The following is a 17791-nucleotide window of genomic DNA, read 5'->3' on the forward strand; positions in this document are numbered from 1 at the left end:
CGTTGCCGATCCGCAGCGGCCGGCGCGTCACCGGGCGTCCCGCGGGGCGCGTCCGGGGCCCGCCGGGCCGGCGAAGGCCTGCGCGATGTCCAGCCAGCGGTCCGCGTCGGGGCCGCTGGCCGTCAGGGCCAGGTCGGCGCGGTGGGCGCGCTGGGTGACGAGCAGGCAGAAGTCGAGCGCCGGGCCGGTGATCCGCTGCGGGGCGCCGGCCGGGCCGTACGCCCACACGCCCTCGGCGCCCGGCGCCGTCAGCTCCACCCGGAACTCCCCGTCCGGTGAGGGCAGTCCGCGCACCGCGTAGGCGTAGTCGCGGGCCCGTACGCCGATCCGGGCGACGTGCCGCAGTCGGCCCGTCGGGGTCCGGTGCACCCCGAGGGCGTCGGCCACGTCCTGGCCGTGCGCCCAGGTCTCCATCAGCCGGGCGCTCGCCATCGAAGCGGCCTTCATCGGCGGCCCGTACCAGGGGAAGCGGGCGTCGGGTGAGGCCCCGGCGAGCGCCGCGTCGAGGGCGGTGCGACCGGCCCGCCAGCGGGCGAGCAGCTCGGCGGGCGGCAGGGCCGCGCCCTCCCGCGCGCCCTCGTCGACGAAGGAGTCGGGGGCCTTCAGGGCCGCCTCGACCATCCCGGCGAAGCCGTCGGCGTCGGTGAGGGAGAGCAGGGACGCCCGGTCGGTCCAGTGCAGGTGGGCGATCTGGTGGGCGATGCCCCAGCCCGGCGCGGGGGTGGGGCGGGCCCAGTCGGCTTCGGGCAACTGCCCTACCAGGGCGTCCAGTTCACCACCCTCCTCGGAGAGATCGGTGAAGACGGCGACGGCGGACGGATCGGGCACGGTGCGCTCCCCTCTCGGCGTGAGGGGAAGACTGGCAGTCTCCGTGAAAACAATCAAGCACGCTTGCATGATTTTATGGAGGGGTGGCACGTTCCCGCCACGCACCCCAACCCTGCTTCCCACGAACGGACTTGGCGTGTCGCGCGGCGCGCGCTGGTCCCGGGGCGCGCCGTCCGGCGGGGGCGCGGGGGCAATTCAGGCCGTAAGCCGGAAACTCGCGATACGTCACCGGATGTCCCGTCGATACTGGACGTTCCGCTCCGGGCCCGGGCGAGCACACCACGTTCATGTCACTCGACGAACTCGACGAAACTCGACGAAGAGGATGAACCGACGTGACTCCAGCCGCCTCCGCCCGCCCCGCCTCCTCCGACGCTCCCGTCCCGTCCTCCCTCTATCCCGAACTCGACGCGACCGCCCTCGGCGCCTTCGTCACCGCCCTGGAGAGCGGCGACCTCACAGGCCTCGCCCCGGCCCGCGCGGCCGAGGTCGCCGAAGCCCGCTCCGTGGCCGTCTTCACCCGCGGCAAGGTGACCGGCGCCGACGGGGACCGGCTCGACGCCGCGCTCTGGCGGCACACCGGGTCCGGACCCCGGCCCGTGATCGTGATGCCGTCGCCCTGGACCGACCTGGGCTGGCTCACGTACGCCGTCCAGGCCACCCTCTTCGCGGCCCGCGGCTACGACGTCCTCGCCTACACCACCCGCGGCTTCGCCGCCTCCGAGGGCCAGGTCGACGTGGCGGGCCCGCTCGACGTCGCCGACGGCAGCCGGGCCCTGGACCACCTCATCGAGCGGTCCTCCGGCCCGGTGACGAAGATCGGCTTCCTCGGGGACTCGTACGGCTCCGGCATCAGCCAGCTCGTCGCCGCGCACGACACCCGCGTCGACGCCGTGGTCGCGCTAAGCAGCTGGGGCGACCTCGGGGAGGCGTTCTACGAGAACTCCACCCGCCACGTCGCGGCCGTGCGGGCCCTGCTCGGCGCGGCGGCGAAGGCGCGGCTTAGCCCGCAGACGCGCACCGTCTTCGACAACGTCCTCGGCAACCGCGACATCCAGGGCACCCTGCAGTGGGCCGAGATCCGCTCGCCCTTCAGCCACATCAAGGAGCTCAACCGCCGTCAGGTGCCCGTCTACTTCGCGCACGCCTGGCACGAGACCCTCTTCCCCGCCAACCAGACGCTCAAGATGTTCAACGAACTGACCGGCCCCAAGCGCCTCGCCCTGTCCATCGGGGACCACTCCGGCCCCGAGATGACGGGCATGCTCGGCCTGCCCAACCGGATCTGGACGGACGCCCACCGCTGGTTCGACCACCACCTCCGGGGCATCGACAACGGCATCGCCGACGAGGGCCAGGTGATCAGCGAGGTGATGTGGAGCAAGGCCCTGGAACCGCGCCCCACCTGGCACTCCCTCACCGAGCGGGTACACCGGCTGCACCTGGCGGGCGGCGGGGAACTCGCCGGGGAGCCGGAGGCCGGCTGGACGGCCGGCGTGCTGTGCGGGGTCGACACCCCGGCCACCGTCGCCGACGCCGTCGTCACCTCCGGGTACGCCGAGATCGCCGGCCGCCCGAAGGTCTACCCGACGGCCGACATCGACCGCACCGTCGCCGCGGTGTGGGCGTCGGCCCCGGCCGAGGACACCACCCGGCTGCGCGGCACACCGAGGTTGCGCGTCACCTACCGTTCGGCGAACCCGAGTTCCACCTTCGTCGCGTACCTGCTCGACCTGGCGCCCGACGGCACGGCCCACCTCGTCACGCACGCCCCGTACACCGACCTGGACTCGGCTCCCGACAGCCTGATCAGCGCGGACGTCGACCTCCAGGCGACGGCGTACGACGTCCCGCCGGGCCACCGGCTGATGCTGGTGATCGACGCCCGCGACCCCTTCTACGGCGACGCCAACCTGCCGCGCGCGACCCTGTCGTTCACCTCCCCGGAGGCGACGCCGTCCTACCTGGACCTGCCGCTGGGCTGAGCCCGTCCCGCCGGCCCGTCCCTCCGGCCCAGCCTTCCGGGTCCAGCCCGCCCGCCCCTCCGGACCCCCGTGCCGGCGGGGCGGGCGGGCCGCTGCGGGCCGCGCCACGGCCTAGGGGCGACGGGTGAAGTCCATCGTCCAGTTGTCCAGCCAGGTCGCGCCCCCGTCGAGCGAGAAGGCCTGCTCCCAGCGCGGCGCGGAACCGGGCGCCGTCCCGGACCACACGTACCGCACGCGGACGTCCTTGCCGTCGTGCGTGTCCTCCCCCTCGAAGACCCCGCGGTCGCCGTCGAACCGGCCGACGACGGGCGGGAAGAGGGTGCCGGTGCGCCCGCTCGCCCAGTACAGCGACCACTCCTCCCGCTCGCGGTCGAAGAGCCGCAGCGTCAGGCCGGCGGAGCCCGTCGTCGGGAAGGCGATCTCGTCGAAGCTCGCGCCGCCGCCGAAGTGCCGGGAGATGTGCGAGACCGCCGGGAACTCCTCCCACGGGCTGTCCGCGTCGAGGAAGTCGGTGCGCCTGCGGTTGGCGACGTCCCAGCTGCCGACGAGGAAGTCGAAGTCGTTCATGCGGTGCGCTCCCTTGGGTCCGTTGCGATACGGGGGAACCGTAGGAGCGCTCCCCTGACATCCTGTGTCAGTGAAGTCCCGAGCGTCCCGAGCGTCCCGATGAAGGCCGACCGGCTGCTGTCGATCCTGCTGCTGCTCCAGACCCGCGGCAGGATGACCGCCGCCGAGCTCGCGCGCGAGCTGGAGGTGTCCGTACGCACCGTCTACCGCGACGCGGAGGCCCTGGGCGCGGCGGGCGTACCGCTGTACGGGGACGCCGGCCACAGCGGCGGCTACCAGCTGCTCGCCGGCTACCGCACCCGGCTGACCGGCCTCAGCACGGGCGAGGCGGAGGCCCTGTTCCTGACCGGGATGCCGGGCCCGGCGGCGGAGCTGGGGCTCGGCCGGGCCGTGTCGGCGGCCCAGCTGAAACTGCGGGCGGCCCTGCCGCCGGAGCTGCGCGCCCAGGCGGACCGGATGCGGCTGCGGTTCCACCTGGACGCGCCCGGCTGGTACGCGGAGCACGCGGAGACCCCCTACCTGGCCCGGGTCGCCGACGCGGTGTGGCGGGGCCGGGTCATCGAGGTCGGCTACCGGCGGTGGCAGGCCCCGCAGGAGGTGGAGCGGCGGCTGGCCCCGTACGGGCTGGTCCTCAAGGCGGGCCGCTGGTATCTCGTGGCGTCGCCCGCCGGGGCACGGGAGACCGAGGGGGCGCGGGAGACCGACGGGGCACGGGCGACCGACGGGGCGCGGGAGCCGCGCACGTACCGGGTGGACCAGATCCTGCGGGTCGCCGAGACGGCCGAGGAGGCGGAGCCCCCGGAGGGCTTCGACCTGGCCGCGCACTGGCAGCGCACCCAGGCCGACTTCCACGCGCGACTCCACCCCGAGGAGGCGGTCGTACGCCTCTCCCCGCGCGCGGCCGCCCGGCTGACGGGGGCCCAGGCCCGCGCGCTGGCCGCCACGGGAGAGCCCGACCCGGAGCTCACCGGGTGGACGCGCGCGACCCTGCCGATCGAGTCGGCGGCGCAGGCCGAGGGGCAGTTCCTGTCGCTGGGCGCGGACGCGGAGGTCCTCCTCCCCACGGCCCTGCGGGACCGGGTCCGGTCCACCCTGGCGGCGATGGCGGCCCGGTACGCATGAGGCCGCCGGGCTCCCGCCGGTGTCAGCAGACCGGTCCCCCGGGCGCCTCGGCGGTGGCCCGCAGGAGGTCCCGTACGAGGTCGAAGTCGACCGCGGCGGGGTTGCGGAAGCGCAGGCAGGCCTTGCCCATGTCGTGTCCCGCCAGCCGGTCCGCGAAGGCGTCGCGGACGTCCGTGCGCAGCAGGTAGAAGGAGATGTACTGCTTCTGGTTCGCCCAGGCGATCTCGCCGGCCTCCGCGCCCGGCCGCACGTACACCGGCATCCCGTACGCGATCTGCTCCTCGAAGCCGGTCAGCTCGGCCGCGCACAGGGCGCGCAGCCGGGTCAGGGCCGCCCGGCGGGCCTCCGGGGCACCGGCGAGGTAGGCGTCGAGGCGGGGGTCCATCAGCGGGCCCGCTTGCGGGTCTGGGAACGGACCGCGCCCATGCTGGCCGCGATCACGAGGGCGATGGCCAGCGCGTCCACGGCGGACAGCGCCTGGTGCAGCACCAGGAAGCCGGCGGTGGCGGCGATCGCCGGTTCCAGGCTCATCAGGATCGCGAAGGTGGGTGCCGGGAGCCGCCGCAGGGCGAGCAGTTCCAGGGTGTACGGGAGGACGGAGGACAGCACGGCCACCCCGAGGCCCAGTGCGAGGGTGCTCGGGACCAGCAGGGCGGAACCCGCCTCGAACACGCCGAGCGGCAACGACAGCAGCGCGGCCACGGCCATCGCCAGGGCCAGGCCGTCGGCCTGGGGGAAGCGGCGGCCGGTGCGCGCGCTGAAGACGATGTACGCCGCCCACATCACGCCCGCCCCGAGCGCGAAGGCGGCGCCCGCCGGATCGAGGGAGCCGAAGCCGAGGCCCCCGCCGCCGTGGCCGGACAGCAGGACCACTCCGCCGAGCGCGAGGCCCGCCCACAGCAGGTTCACCAGGCGCCGGGAGACGATCACCGAGAGGGCGAGCGGGCCGAGGACCTCCAGGGTGACGGCCGGACCGAGCGGGATGCGGTCCACGGCCTGGTAGAAGAGCCCGTTCATGCCGGCCATGGTGACGCCGAAGGCGAGCACCGTGCCCCAGTCGGCGCGGGAGTAGCCGCGCACCTTCGGCCGGCACAGGACCAGCAGCACGAGGGCGGCGGCCGCGAGGCGCAGGGTGACCACGCCCGCCGCGCCGGCCCTCGGCATGATCGTGACCGCGAGGGCGGCGCCGAACTGCACCGAGACCCCCGCCGCGACCACCAGGGCGACCGGACCGAACCGGGCCGCCGCGGAGTCCTGCGGAGCCGCGGCCGGGGCTGCGGCGGCGGATGCGGATGTGGATGCGGGGAGGGTGGGGGCCGCGGTGGGGGCGGCCGGTTCGGAGGCGGCGGTCATCTCTCCAGAGTAAGGGGTTCGGTAAGGAGTGTCCTCGCGGGTTTTTCCTTACCGCGCGGTACTGGAGCTGCCGTGGAGGGACGCCTCAGAGCGCCTCGTCCAGGAGCTCCGCCAGGTGTCGGGCCCGGACTCCGCCGAGCTGGGCGATCTGGGTGCGGCAGGAGAACCCGTCCGCCTGGACCAGCGCGCGCTCCGGCGCCCCGCGCAAGGACGGCAGCAGCTGCTCCTCGGCGCACGCGACCGATACCTCGTGATGGCCGGGCTCGAAGCCGAAGTTCCCCGCCAGGCCGCAGCAGCCGCCGCTGAGTTCGCCGGTGAGGCCGGCCCGCTCGCGCAGCCGGCGGTCGGCGGCGTCGCCGAGCACGGCGTGCTGGTGGCAGTGGGTCTGGCCGGCCACCGGCCGGTCGATCCGGGGCGGCCGCCAGTCCGGGGCGTACTGCTCCAGGGTCTCGGCGAAGGTGCGGACGGCTGCCGCGAGGCGGTGGGCGCGGGGGTCGTCGGGGAGGAGGACGGGGAGGTCGCCGCGCAGGGCCGCGGCGCAGCTGGGTTCCAGGACGAGGACGGGGTGGCCTCCGGCGGGCCCGCCGGTCCCGCCGGTCCCGCCGGTCCCGCCGGAGGCGTCGAGGGTGTCCAGGGTGCGGCGCAGGACCGTGCGGGCGCGGTCGAGGCGGCCGGTGGAGACGTACGTCAGGCCGCAGCAGACCGGGCCGCGGGGGACGGTGACGGCGAACCCGGCCGCCTCCAGGACACGGACGGCCGCCCGGCCGGTCTCGGGGGCCAGGTGCTCCGTGAAGGTGTCGGGCCACAGGGTGACCGGCGTTCCGGGGCCGGTACCCGGGCCGGTGACCCGGGGGGCGGGGCCGGTGGCCGGGGTACCGGTGCCCTGCGGGCGGCCGGGGCCGGTACCCGGGCCGGTGGCCCGGGGGGCGGGGCCGGTGGCCGGGGTACCGGTGCCCTGCGGGCGGCCTTCGGGCTCCGCCCGGACGCGCGCCTCAAACGCCGGCGAGGCTGAAGGGGCGGGCCCGGCGCCACCATCGCGCGCCGAAGGGGCGGGCCCGGCGCCGCCGTCGCGCGCCGAAGGGGCGGGCCCCGCGCCGCCGTCGCGCGCCGAAGGGGCGGGCCCCGCGCCACCGTCGCGCGCCGAAGGGGCGGGCCCGGCGGCGTCGGCTCGTGGCGGGGGTGGGGTCGGGCGGGTTCGCCACCAGTGGGTGAAGGGGGTGGGGGCGACCGGGGGGAGGGGGCGGGCGCGGGTGAGGCCCGGGAGCGGGAGGCGGCGGGCGGCCGCGTTGACGACGGTGGCCAGCCGCAGCCGGGCGATCAGGCGGAGCCAGCCGGGGAGGCCGCCCAGGGTGTAGTGGGCGAGCGGGCGGATCCGGCCCGCCCAGTGGCGGTGCAGGAACTCCGCCTTGTACGCCGCCATGTCCACGCCCACCGGGCAGTCGCTCAGGCACCCCTTGCAGCCGAGGCACAGGTCCAGCGCCCCGGCGACCTCCGCCGAGCGCCAGCCGTCGGTGACGATCTCCCCGGCCAGCATCTCGTGCAGCAGCCGCGCCCGGCCGCGCGTGGAGTGCCGCTCCTGGCCCGTGACCCGGTACGACGGGCACATCACCGCCGTCCCGCCGGTCTCCGTCGAGCGGCACTTCGCGACGCCCACGCACCGGGCGACCTCCCGCGCGAAAGGGGTGTCCGGCAGCACCGCGAAGCGGAGGTCCTCGTCCAGCCGGGCGGGCCGGACCAGCATCCCCGGGTTCATGCCGCCCGCCGGGTCCCACACGTCCTTGTAAGCGCCGAAGAGGGCGATCGCGTCCGGCCCGTACATCTTCGGCAGGAGCTCCGCCCGCGCCCGGCCGTCGCCGTGCTCCCCCGACAGCGAGCCGCCGTGGGCCACGACCAGATCCGCCAGCTCCTCCGAGAAGGTCCGGAAGCGGGCCACGCCCTCCCGGGTCACCAGGTCGAAGTCGATCCGTACGTGCACGCAGCCCTCGCCGAAGTGCCCGTACGGGGATCCCCGCAGCCCGTGCGCGGCCAGCAGGGCGCGGAACTCCCGCAGGTACGCGCCCAGCCGGGCCGGCGGCACCGCGCAGTCCTCCCAGCCCGGCCAGGCCATCGCGCCCCCGGGCAGCCGCGTCGCGGTGCCCGCCGCGTCCTCGCGGATCCCCCACAGCGCCCGCTGCCCGGCCGGGTCGGTCACCACCCGCCCGTCCACGGCGTCGGCGCCGCGCAGCAGGGCCCGCGCCGCGCCCTCGTCCGGCAGCTCCGCGAACAGCCAGGCGCCGCCCCGCGGGAGGCCGGCCGCGGCCGCCCCGACGAGGTCGTGCGCCATGCCCTCCAGGGTGAGCGGCCCGTACGGGAGCAGGCCCGCGGCGGCCTCCGCGGCCGCGCTCTCGTCGGCGTACCCGAGGACGGCCAGGACGGGCGCGGCCGGGGGTTCGACCAGGCGCACCACCGCCTCCGTGACCACCCCGAGCGTGCCCTCGCTGCCGCAGAAGGCGCGGGCGAGCCCGGTGCCCCGCTCGGGCAGGAGGGCGTCGAGACCGCCGTAGCCGGAGATCCGGCGCGAGAAGTCCCCGTGCGGGCCGTACAGCCCGGTGCGGAGCACGGCGAGGTGTCCCGCGACCAGTTCGCGCAGTCCCGCGGGGGCGCCGGCCCAGCCGGTGCCGAGGCGGTGGGAGGCGCCGCCGTACGCGGTCACCGCGAGCTCCGCGACGTTGTCGGCGGTGGTACCCCAGGCCACGGAGTGGGCCCCGCAGGCGTTGTTGCCGATCATGCCGCCGAGGGTGCAGCGGGAGTGGGTGGAGGGGTCCGGCCCGAAGGTCAGTCCGTACGGGCGGACCGCGTCCCGCAGCCGGTCGAGCACCAGGCCGGGCTGGACGACGGCGGTGCGGGCGGCCGGGTCCACCGACACCACGGCGTTCATGTGGCGGGTCAGGTCGAGCACGACGCCCGTTCCGGTGGCCTGGCCGGCGACGGAGGTTCCGCCGCCGCGCGGGACGACGGGGACCCCGGCCGCGGCGCACGCGCCCAGGGCGGCGGCCACGTCGTCGGCGTCGTACGGGGCGACCACGCCGACCGGGACGCGGCGGTAGTTCGAGGCGTCCATGGTCGCCAGGGCCCGCGCGGCCGCGCCGAAGTCCACCTCCCCGCGGAGGTTCGCCCGCAATGTCCGTTCGAGTTCCCCGGGAGACGTCACGGCGCCCAGCCTGCCACCGTCCCGGCGCGTCTCATCGGGTGGACGCGCCTCCGAGGGGTGGACCGGTACCCGATACGCTCCGCTCGTGGCCGAGATCCAGATTCCCGCTGACATCAAGCCCGCCGACGGACGCTTCGGCGCGGGCCCCTCCAAGGTGCGGACCGAGGCGCTGGACGCCCTCGCCGCCACCGGTACCTCCCTGCTCGGAACCTCTCACCGCCAGGCCCCGGTCAAGAACCTGGTCGGCTCGGTGCGTCAGGGGATCCGGGACCTCTTCTCCCTCCCCGAGGGGTACGAGGTGATCCTGGGCAACGGCGGCTCCACCGCCTTCTGGGACATCGCGACCGCCGGGCTGATCGAGCAGAAGTCGCAGCACCTCACCTTCGGTGAGTTCTCCTCGAAGTTCGCCAAGGCCGCGAAGCTCGCGCCGTGGCTGGACGCGCCGTCCGTGATCTCCTCGGAGCCGGGCACCCACCCGGAGCCGGTGGCCGAGGCGGGCGTGGACGTGTACGCGTACACGCACAACGAGACCTCGACGGGTGTCGCGGCGCCGATCAAGCGCGTCGCGGGCGCCGACGCCGGTTCACTCGTCCTGGTGGACGCGACCTCGGGCGCCGGCGGTCTGCCGGTGGACATCACCGAGACCGACGTCTACTACTTCGCCCCGCAGAAGTCCTTCGCCTCGGACGGCGGCCTGTGGCTGGCGGCGTTCTCCCCGGCGGCCCTGGAGCGCGCGGCCCGCGTGCACGCCTCGGGCCGGCACATCCCGGAGTTCTTCTCCCTGCCGACGGCGATCGACAACTCGCTGAAGAACCAGACGTACAACACCCCGGCGCTGTCCACCCTCTTCCTGCTGAACCAGCAGCTCGAGTGGCTGAACGGCCAGGGCGGCCTGGAGTTCGCGACCGGACGCACCGCGGCCAGCGCGCGCAACCTGTACGGCTGGGCCGAGGCGTCGAAGTACGCGAGCCCGTTCGTCGTGGACGCCGACAAGCGGTCCGCCGTCATCGGCACGATCGACTTCGCGGACGACGTCGACGCGGCGGCGGTCGCGAAGGTGCTGCGCGCCAACGGCGTCGTGGACACCGAGCCGTACCGCAAGCTCGGGCGCAACCAGCTCCGCGTCGCGATGTTCCCGGCGATCGACCCGGCGGACGTGCAGGCGCTGACCGCGTGCATCGACTACGTGATCGAGAAGCTGTAACCGCAGCCGCAGCCGCTGTCGCGGCCCGACCGCTCCAGGAGCCCCCGGTGACGTCCCGTCGCCGGGGGCTCCGGCGTTCCCGTCGCGGCCCGGCTGCGGTCCGATCCGATCGGATCCACCGGGACTTTCGTCCCAAAAATGGGGGCAAAATCGCCGTAAACGGCAGTACCACACACAGCCCGCGACCTGCGGGTTCCCGTCGGGGGACCTTCGGCAGGCCCTTCCCCCGCCCCTCCGGAGGGCCGCAACCAAAGCGCCCAGGATGTCCCTCATGTCTGGTGTGCCGGGAAAAACCCCGGCCCGTTCAGGAGGAAACCCCATGCGCAAGGCACTCACCCTCTCGGCGATCGTCCTCGCCTCGTCGATGGCCCTCGGCGGCGCCGCCACCGCGTTCGCGGCCGACACCCCGGCTCCCGCGGGCAGTTCCAGCCCCACCGCCGCCGGCCCCACCGCCGACGGCCGCGCCACCGACGGGCCCGCCACCGGCGGCCACGCCCGCGCGGCCGCCGCGGGCCTGAAGCTGTCGGCCTCCAGCGCCAGGCCGGGCGCCTCCGTCAGCTTCCAGATGGACGTCCCCGACGGCTCGACCCACCTCTCCGTCTCCTCCAAGGCCCTGGCCGACGTGCAGATGACCGACGGCCGCGGCGGCACCGCCGTGGTCTCCGACGTCAAGGCGGGCGACTACGGCGTCTCCCTGACCGGCACGGGCCCCGACGGCGCCAAGCTCCAGGCCACCGCGCAGCTGCGCGTCACCGCGGACGCCCCGTCCCCCGAGCCGACCCCGCGGCCCTCCGCCCTGAACCTGTCGACCGACTTCGGCCGCCCCGGCGACAAGGTCGTCGTCACCGTCAGGACCTCCGAGCAGAACGCCTTCGTGAAGTCCGACGCCTTCGGCGGCCGGGTCAACCTGGAGAGCGACGGCAAGGGCACCTTCACCGGCACCGCCACCGTCGCCAAGGGCGTCACGTCCGGCTACTACGGCGTGCACGCCTTCGCGGGCGGCAAGGAGTTCGACGTCGTGAAGTTCTCCACCGAGGCCAAGGCCGGCCCGGCCCCGCGCCACGACGTCAAGCCGCTGGACCCGAGCCTGCACAGGACCCCCAAGGGCTCCGTCAACACCGGCCAGGCCCCCGCCGGTCTTCTCCCCGAGACCAGCAATGCCTGAGCCCACCACGCTCCGCCAGGGCGGCCGCACCGGCCGAGCGCGCCGTACGGCCGCCCTGGCGGGGGCCTCGGCCCTCGCCGCGGTCCTCGCCACCGGCTGCGCCGCGGGCAGGGCCGGAGCCGCCGACGGCGCCGGCCACGCCCCGGCCGCCGCGAGCGCCGCGGCCCCGCTCCCGCCGTCCGTGCCGGACCGGGTGAAGATCCCCGACGTGTCGGTGGACGCCCCGCTCGACACCGTCGGGCTGGACGCCCAAGGCGTCATGCGGGAACCGGACTTCGCCAAGCCGCAGGACGCCGCCTGGTACAAGGAGGGACCCACCCCCGGGGAGGCGGGCGCGGCCGCCGTCGTCGGCCACATGGACACCCCGCAGACCCCCGAGGCCGTCTTCTACCGCCTCAAGAAGCTGAAGAAGGACCAGAAGATCGAGATCCACCGCACCGACGGCACCACCGCCGTGTTCGCCGTCGACGCGGTCGACACCTTCAAGAAGGACGCCTTCCCCACCGACAAGGTCTACGGGGACACCCACGGGAAGGCCGAGCTGCGCCTCATCACCTGCGGCGGCGACCTCACCGCGGACCGCCACTGGGACGCCAACGTCGTGGTGTTCGCGCACCTCACGGGCAAGGCCTGACCCGGTACGCGATACCTTCAGGGCTCGGCATTCCCGAATGCAGTACGGCTTGGAGGCAGCGGCGTGAACGTGCGAGTGACGGCGGCCCGGAACGGCGTGGACCCCTTCGGCACGGCCCGGCTGCGGCGCGGGGTGCTCGACGCCTGGGGCGCCGGCCCCGCCCGCTTCCGGGAGGACGCCAACGCCGAGGAGGACCTGGCGCTCGGCGGCTACCGCGACCGGCTCGTCGTCGAGCTCGCGCAGAACGCCGCCGACGCCGCGGCCCGCGCCGGGGTACCCGGCCGGCTGCGGCTCACCCTGCACGCCGGCGAGGACGGGTACGGCGTCCTGGCCGTCGCCAACACCGGCGCCCCGCTGGACGCCACCGGCGTGGAGTCGCTGAGCACCCTGCGCGCCTCCGCCAAACGGGAGTCCACCGGCTCGGGCGACCCCGTCGGCCGGTTCGGCGTCGGCTTCGCGGCCGTCCTCGCGGTCTCCGACGAGCCCGCGGTCCTCGGCCGCCACGGCGGGGTCCGCTGGTCGCTGGCCGAGGCCCGCGAGCTGGCCAAGGGGGCCGCCGTCGGCAGCCCCGGCCTCGGCGACGAGCTGCGCCGCCGCGACGGCCACGTCCCGCTGCTGCGGCTGCCGCTGCCCGCCGAGGGAACCGCGCCCGAGGGCTACGACACCGTCGTGGTGCTCCCGCTGCGCGACGCGGCCGCCGCCGACCTCGTCGAGCGGCTGCTCGCCTCCGTGGACGACGCGCTGCTGCTCACCCTGCCCGGGCTGCGCGAGGTCGTCATCGACACCCCGTCCGGCGGGGCCCGCACCCTGTACCGCCGCGACGAGGGCCCGTACGCCGTCATCGAGGACTCCGCGGCGGGCACCAGCCGCTGGCGCACCGTCCGCCACGGCGGCCCCCTCGACCGCGCCCTGCTGGCCGACCGCCCGGTGGAGGAGCGGCTGCGGCCCACCTGGGCGGTGTCCTGGTCCGTGCCCGTCGACGCCGACGGCGCCCCCGTGCGCCCCGCGACCGCCCCCGTCGTGCACGCCCCGACCCCCACCGACGAGCCGCTCGGCATCCCCGCGCTGCTCATCGCGACCCTGCCGCTGGACACCACCCGCAGGCACCCCGCGCCCGGACCCCTGACCGACTTCCTCGTGGAGCGCGCGGCCGACGCCTACGCCGAACTCCTCGGCACCTGGGAGCCGGTGACCACCGCCCTCGTCGACCTCGTCCCCGGCCCGCTCGGCAAGGGCGAGCTCGACGGCGCGCTGCGCGCCGCCGTCCTGCGCCGCCTCCCCCGTACGGCCTTCCTCGCCCCCGCCGTACCGCCCGGCCCCGACGAGGACCGGGCGGGGCAGGACGACGGGGCCGACGCGCGGGCCGCCCTGCGCCCCTTCGAGGCCGAGGTGGTGGAGGGCGCGGGCGCCGACACCGTACGGGTCCTCGCCGAGGTCCTGCCGACCCTGCTCCCCGCGGGCCTGGAGCGGCGCGCCGAGCTGCGCACCCTGGGCGTGGGCCGGCTCCCGCTGGGCGACGCGATCGAGCGGATCGCCGGCATCGAACGCACCCCCGACTGGTGGCACCGGCTCTACGACAGCCTCGCCGGGGTGGACCCCGACCGGCTGTCCGGACTGCCCGTCCCGCTGGCCGACGGCCGCACCGCGATCGGCCCCCGGCACATCCTGCTGCCCGGCGCGGACACCCCCGACAGCCTGGCGCGCCTCGGCCTGAAGGTGGCCCACCCGGACGCCGCGCACCCGCTGCTGGAGAAGCTCGGCGCCCTCCCGGCCACCCCGCGGGCGGTCCTGACGACCCCGCAGGTGCGGGCGGCCGTCGCCGCCTCGCTGGACGCCGGGGACATCTGGGACGAGGACGCCGACGCGCTGGACGCCGACGAGCTGGCCGAGGTGGTCCTCGGCCTGGTCCGCGACGCCGACCTGGCTGCGGGCGACGAGCCCTGGCTCGGCGCGCTCGCCCTGCCCGACGAGGACGGCGAGCCGACCCCGGCGGGCGAACTGCTGCTGCCGGGCTCACCGCTGGCCTCGGTGATCCGCGAGGACGAAGTGCCGTACGTGGACGCGGACCTGGTGGACCGGTGGGGCGCGGGCCCGCTCACCGCCTGCGGGGTGCTGGCGGAGTTCCAGCTGGTGCGCGCCACCGACGTCGTCCTGGACCCCGACGAACTGGAGCCCCGCGACGGCGACTTCGCCGAGCCCGACGACGCCGGCCTGCTGGACGCCGTGGACGTGTGGTGCGAGGACGTACTGGACCAGCTGCCCGACACCCCGGTGCCGCCGGTGGCGACCGAACTGGTCGCCGTGCGGGACCTGGACCTCGTCGACGACGACTGCTGGCCGCAGGCCCTCGCGATGCTCGCGCGGCCGCCGCTGCGCGACGCGCTGACCCAGCCCGTACGGATCCTGCTCCCGGACGGCACCACGCAGTCGGTGCGCCCGTACACCGCCTGGTGGCTGCGCGACCACCCGGTGCTCGACGGCCGCCGTCCCGCGGGCCTGCGCTCGGCGGGCGGCGACCCGCTGCTCGCGGGGCTCTACACCCCGGCGGACGCCACCGGCTTCGAGGACGAGCAGGTGCTGCGGGCCCTCGGCGTACGCACGACCGTGCCCGCCCTGCTGGAGGAGCCCGGCGGCGCGGCCGAGCTCCTGGCCCGCCTGGCCGACCCGGACCGCGAGGTGACCGACCGGCAGCTGCACGGCCTGTACGGGGCGCTGGCGGACCTGGACCCCGAGCAGGTCACCCTGCCGGACGAGCTGCGCGCGGTGGTGGACGGCGAGGTCCGGGTGGTCGACGCGGCCGACGCCGTCATCGCCGACGCCCCGGACCTGCTGCCGCTGACGGCGGGCCTGCCGCTGCTGCCGGTCGCCCCGGCCCGGGCGGCGGACCTGGCGGAGCTGCTCCAGGTGCGCCGGCTCTCGGAGACGGTCCCGGCGGAGGTGAGCACGCCCGGCGAGGAGCACGACGTACCGGAGTCGGTACGGGTCCTGCTCGGCCCGGCCACCCCCGCGGGCTACCTGGAACACGAGGAGCTGATCGCGGGCGGCACCGAACTGGACTGGCGCCGCACCCCCGACGGCACCGTGCACGCGGCCACGCTGGAGGGCGTGGCGGCGGGCCTGGCCTGGGCGGCGGGCCAGTGGCCCCGCCGCTTCGAGGTGGCGGCCCTGCTGGAGGACGAGTCCCGCACGGCGGAACTGGCCCGCGACCGCTGGTTCGACTGACCCGCCCCACCCCGTCTCCCCCGGCCCCCACGAGGGAACACCGCGGGAGACGGCCTAGGCGGGGAACCTGCGGTCGACCCAGCGGAAGGTGAACTCGATCAGGGTCGCCGCGGCGGCCGCGATCGCGACCGCGATCCACGGCATCGTGGCGCCCACCAGCTTGAGCTGGAAGAAGTCCTGGAGCCACGGCACGACGAGGACGATCAGGAACGCCAGGCCCATCACGCCGACCAGGCCGACCCGCCACCACGTGTACGGACGGGCGATGATCGCCAGGACCCACATCGACGTCAGGAACAGGGCCAGCGTCGCCGCGCTGGTCTCCGCCTTGAGGGCGTCCGGGCCGGTGTAGTAGGAGCGGGCGACCAGGTACGTCACGAACGTGGCCGTCCCCGCGATGGCGCCGCCCGGGATCGCGTAGCGCATCACGCGTTTCACGAAGTGCGGTTTGGCCCGCTCCTTGTTCGGCGCCAGGGCGAGGAAGAAGGCCGGGACGCCGATCGTGAGGGTGGACAGCAGGGTCAGGTGGCGCGGCAGGAAGGGGTACTCGACCTGCGAGACGACCACGAGGACCGCCAGCAGCACCGAGTAGACCGTCTTCGTGAGGAAGAGCGTCGCCACGCGGGTGATGTTGCCGATGACCCGACGGCCCTCGGCGACCACCGAGGGGAGGGTGGAGAAGCTGTTGTTCAGCAGCACGATCTGCGCGACCGCGCGGGTGGCCTCCGAGCCCGATCCCATCGAGACGCCGATGTCGGCGTCCTTGAGCGCGAGCACGTCGTTGACCCCGTCGCCCGTCATGGCGACCGTGTGGCCCCGGGACTGGAGGGCGGCGACCATGTCCCGCTTCTGCTGCGGGGTGACGCGGCCGAAGACGGCGTTCTCGTCGAGGGCCTTCGCCATCTCCTCCCGGTCGGTGGGGAGGCTGCGGGCGTCGACGGTGTTCTCCGCGCCCGGCAGCCCCAGCTTGCCGGCGACCGCGCCGACCGAGACGGCGTTGTCGCCGGAGATCACCTTCGCCTTGACGCCCTGGTCCTCGAAGTAGCGCAGCGTGTCGGCGGCGTCGGGCCGCAGCCGCTGTTCCAGGACGATCAGGGCGGTGGGCCGGACGCCGGTGGCGACGGCCGCGTCGTCGAGCTCGCGGCCGGAGCGGGCGAGGAGCAGGACCCGCAGGCCCTGCTCGTTGAGGCCGTTGATCTCGTCGAGGGCCGGGTCGCCCGCCGGGAGGAGCACGTCGGGGGCGCCCAGCAGCCAGGTGTTGTTCTCGCCGTCGCCCTCGCTGACGCTGGCGCCGCTGTACTTGCGGGCGGAGGAGAACGGCAGGGACTCGGTGCAGCGCCACTCGGCGCTGTCGGGGTAGGCGTCGATGATGGCCTGGAGGCTGGCGTTGGGGCGCGGGTCGGACTCGCCGAGGGCGCCGAGGACCTTCTTGACGTACGCCGGGTCCGCGCCGCCGAGCGGGCGGAGCTCGGTGACGTCCATGCCGCCCTCGGTGAGGGTGCCGGTCTTGTCGAGGCAGACGACGTCCACCCGGGCGAGGCCCTCGATGGCGGGCAGCTCCTGCACCAGGCACTGCTTGCGGCCGAGCCGGATGACACCGATCGCGAAGGCGACGGAGGTGAGGAGCACGAGCCCCTCGGGGATCATCGGAACGATGCCGCCGACGGTCCGGGCGATGGAGTCCTTGAGGTTGTTGTCCTTGACGATCAGCTGGCTGATGATGAGGCCGATCGAGGTCGGGATCATCATCCAGGTGACGTACTTGAGGATGGTGGAGATGCCGGAGCGCAGCTCGGAGTGGACGAGCGTGAAGCGGGAGGCCTCTTCGGCCAACTGGGCGGCGTAGGCCTCGCGGCCGACCTTCGTGGCGGTGAACGCGCCGCCGCCCGCGACGACGAAGGACCCGGACATGACCGGCTCGCCGGGCTTCTTCAGGACCGGGTCGGCCTCGCCGGTGAGCAGGGACTCGTCGATCTCCAGCCCGTCGGCCTCGCCGACGGATCCGTCGACGACGACCTTGTCGCCCGGGCCGAGCTCGATGACGTCGCCGAGGACGATCTCGGAGGTGGAGATCTCGGCGGTCCGGCCGTCGCGGCGGACACTGGGCTTGGTCTCGCCGATGACGGCGAGGCCGTCGAGGGTCTTCTTGGCGCGGAGCTCCTGGATGATGCCGATGCCGGTGTTCGCGATGATCACGAAGCCGAAGAGGCTGTCCTGGATAGGCGCGACGAAGAACATGACCACCCACAGCACGCCGATGATCGCGTTGAAGCGGGTGAAGACGTTGGCGCGGACGATCTCGGTGGCGGAGCGCGAGGAGCGGACCGGGACGTCGTTGACGTCGCCGCTGGCGACCCGTTCGGCGACTTCGGCGGTGCTCAGTCCGCCCGGCTTGAATCTCGGGGCGGGCGGCCGCATCGGGTGTACGGGATCCAGCTCGGCCCCTGCGTCGATGGCGGTCCCGGCGGGCGGGCCGCCCGGCTCCGGTCCATCGGATTCGATCCTCGCCCGCTGCGTCATG

12 protein-coding genes are annotated in these 17791 nt (G+C 75.1%); 6 read left to right on the forward strand and 6 right to left on the reverse strand.

Going from position 1 to position 17791, the window contains the following annotated elements; genetic code table 11:
- Positions 1-27 precede the first annotated feature (27 nt).
- Positions 28-828 carry a TIGR03084 family metal-binding protein gene (locus ACFWW8_RS13580; RefSeq protein ID WP_386527762.1) on the reverse strand — a complete coding sequence of 267 codons (801 nt, stop codon included), beginning with the start codon at positions 826-828 and terminating at the stop codon, positions 28-30.
- A 335-nt stretch (positions 829-1163) separates the two neighbouring features.
- Between ACFWW8_RS13580 and ACFWW8_RS13585 the strand changes: the two genes are divergently transcribed.
- The gene (locus ACFWW8_RS13585; RefSeq protein WP_386527765.1) at positions 1164-2813 is read left to right on the forward strand and encodes a CocE/NonD family hydrolase; all 1650 of its coding nucleotides are present in this window, start codon (positions 1164-1166) and stop codon (positions 2811-2813) included.
- 111 nt (positions 2814-2924) lie between these two features.
- On the opposite strand, the gene ACFWW8_RS13590 is transcribed toward ACFWW8_RS13585, so the two are convergent.
- Positions 2925-3380, reverse strand: a complete 456-nt coding sequence (locus ACFWW8_RS13590; protein ID WP_386527768.1) for a hypothetical protein — start codon at positions 3378-3380, stop codon at positions 2925-2927.
- A gap of 99 nt (positions 3381-3479) precedes the next feature.
- Here ACFWW8_RS13590 and ACFWW8_RS13595 point away from each other — a divergent pair, with 99 nt between their 5' ends.
- Complete coding sequence (locus ACFWW8_RS13595; protein ID WP_386527770.1) at positions 3480-4502, forward strand: helix-turn-helix transcriptional regulator; 1023 nt, start codon at positions 3480-3482, stop codon at positions 4500-4502.
- A gap of 22 nt (positions 4503-4524) precedes the next feature.
- Here the strand turns inward: ACFWW8_RS13595 and ACFWW8_RS13600 are convergent, their stop codons facing one another.
- The 3 genes from ACFWW8_RS13600 to ACFWW8_RS13610 all read right to left on the reverse strand — a co-directional run bounded on the left by ACFWW8_RS13600 (position 4525) and on the right by ACFWW8_RS13610 (position 9045).
- Positions 4525-4887, reverse strand: coding sequence for a DUF1801 domain-containing protein (locus tag ACFWW8_RS13600; protein ID WP_386527773.1), 363 nt, complete (start codon positions 4885-4887; stop codon positions 4525-4527).
- Positions 4887-5855, reverse strand: a complete 969-nt coding sequence (locus ACFWW8_RS13605; protein ID WP_386527775.1) for a DMT family transporter — start codon at positions 5853-5855, stop codon at positions 4887-4889. Before ACFWW8_RS13605 ends, ACFWW8_RS13600 begins: the two co-directional genes overlap by 1 nt.
- 85 nt (positions 5856-5940) lie before the next feature.
- The gene (locus ACFWW8_RS13610) at positions 5941-9045 is read right to left on the reverse strand and encodes an FAD-linked oxidase C-terminal domain-containing protein (protein ID WP_386527778.1); all 3105 of its coding nucleotides are present in this window, start codon (positions 9043-9045) and stop codon (positions 5941-5943) included.
- A gap of 85 nt (positions 9046-9130) precedes the next feature.
- On the opposite strand from ACFWW8_RS13610, the gene serC reads away from it, so the two are divergent.
- The 4 genes from serC to ACFWW8_RS13630 all read left to right on the forward strand — a co-directional run bounded on the left by serC (position 9131) and on the right by ACFWW8_RS13630 (position 15270).
- Positions 9131-10249 carry a phosphoserine transaminase gene (gene serC / locus ACFWW8_RS13615; protein ID WP_386527780.1) on the forward strand — a complete coding sequence of 373 codons (1119 nt, stop codon included), beginning with the start codon at positions 9131-9133 and terminating at the stop codon, positions 10247-10249.
- Positions 10250-10568: 319 nt separating this feature from the next.
- Complete coding sequence (locus tag ACFWW8_RS13620; protein WP_386527783.1) at positions 10569-11414, forward strand: hypothetical protein; 846 nt, start codon at positions 10569-10571, stop codon at positions 11412-11414.
- On the forward strand, positions 11407-12048 hold the full coding sequence (locus ACFWW8_RS13625; protein ID WP_386527786.1) for a class F sortase: 642 nt from the start codon (positions 11407-11409) through the stop codon (positions 12046-12048). The genes ACFWW8_RS13620 and ACFWW8_RS13625 overlap by 8 nt, the downstream gene beginning before the upstream one ends.
- Before the next feature lie 69 nt (positions 12049-12117).
- Positions 12118-15270, forward strand: coding sequence for a sacsin N-terminal ATP-binding-like domain-containing protein (locus tag ACFWW8_RS13630; RefSeq protein WP_386528112.1), 3153 nt, complete (start codon positions 12118-12120; stop codon positions 15268-15270).
- A gap of 54 nt (positions 15271-15324) precedes the next feature.
- Here the strand turns inward: ACFWW8_RS13630 and ACFWW8_RS13635 are convergent, their stop codons facing one another.
- Positions 15325-17790 (reverse strand): HAD-IC family P-type ATPase, encoded by a 2466-nt coding sequence (locus ACFWW8_RS13635; protein WP_386527788.1) that lies wholly within the window; start codon positions 17788-17790, stop codon positions 15325-15327.
- Position 17791 lies beyond the last annotated feature (1 nt).

Source organism: Streptomyces sp. NPDC058701 (assembly GCF_042715295.1).
Lineage (GTDB): Bacteria > Actinomycetota > Actinomycetes > Streptomycetales > Streptomycetaceae > Streptomyces.

Excerpts from the sequence above, each read along its gene's own strand:
- ACFWW8_RS13590 (WP_386527768.1), bottom strand. The coding sequence starts at position 3,380 with ATGAACGACTTCGACTTCCTCGTCGGCAGCTGGGACGTCGCCAACCGC.
- ACFWW8_RS13595 (WP_386527770.1), top strand. The coding sequence starts at position 3,480 with ATGAAGGCCGACCGGCTGCTGTCGATCCTGCTGCTGCTCCAGACCCGC.
- ACFWW8_RS13600 (WP_386527773.1), bottom strand. The coding sequence starts at position 4,887 with ATGGACCCCCGCCTCGACGCCTACCTCGCCGGTGCCCCGGAGGCCCGC.
- ACFWW8_RS13605 (WP_386527775.1), bottom strand. The coding sequence starts at position 5,855 with ATGACCGCCGCCTCCGAACCGGCCGCCCCCACCGCGGCCCCCACCCTC.
- ACFWW8_RS13620 (WP_386527783.1), top strand. The coding sequence starts at position 10,569 with ATGCGCAAGGCACTCACCCTCTCGGCGATCGTCCTCGCCTCGTCGATG.
- ACFWW8_RS13625 (WP_386527786.1), top strand. The coding sequence starts at position 11,407 with ATGCCTGAGCCCACCACGCTCCGCCAGGGCGGCCGCACCGGCCGAGCG.
- ACFWW8_RS13635 (WP_386527788.1), bottom strand. The coding sequence starts at position 17,790 with ATGACGCAGCGGGCGAGGATCGAATCCGATGGACCGGAGCCGGGCGGC.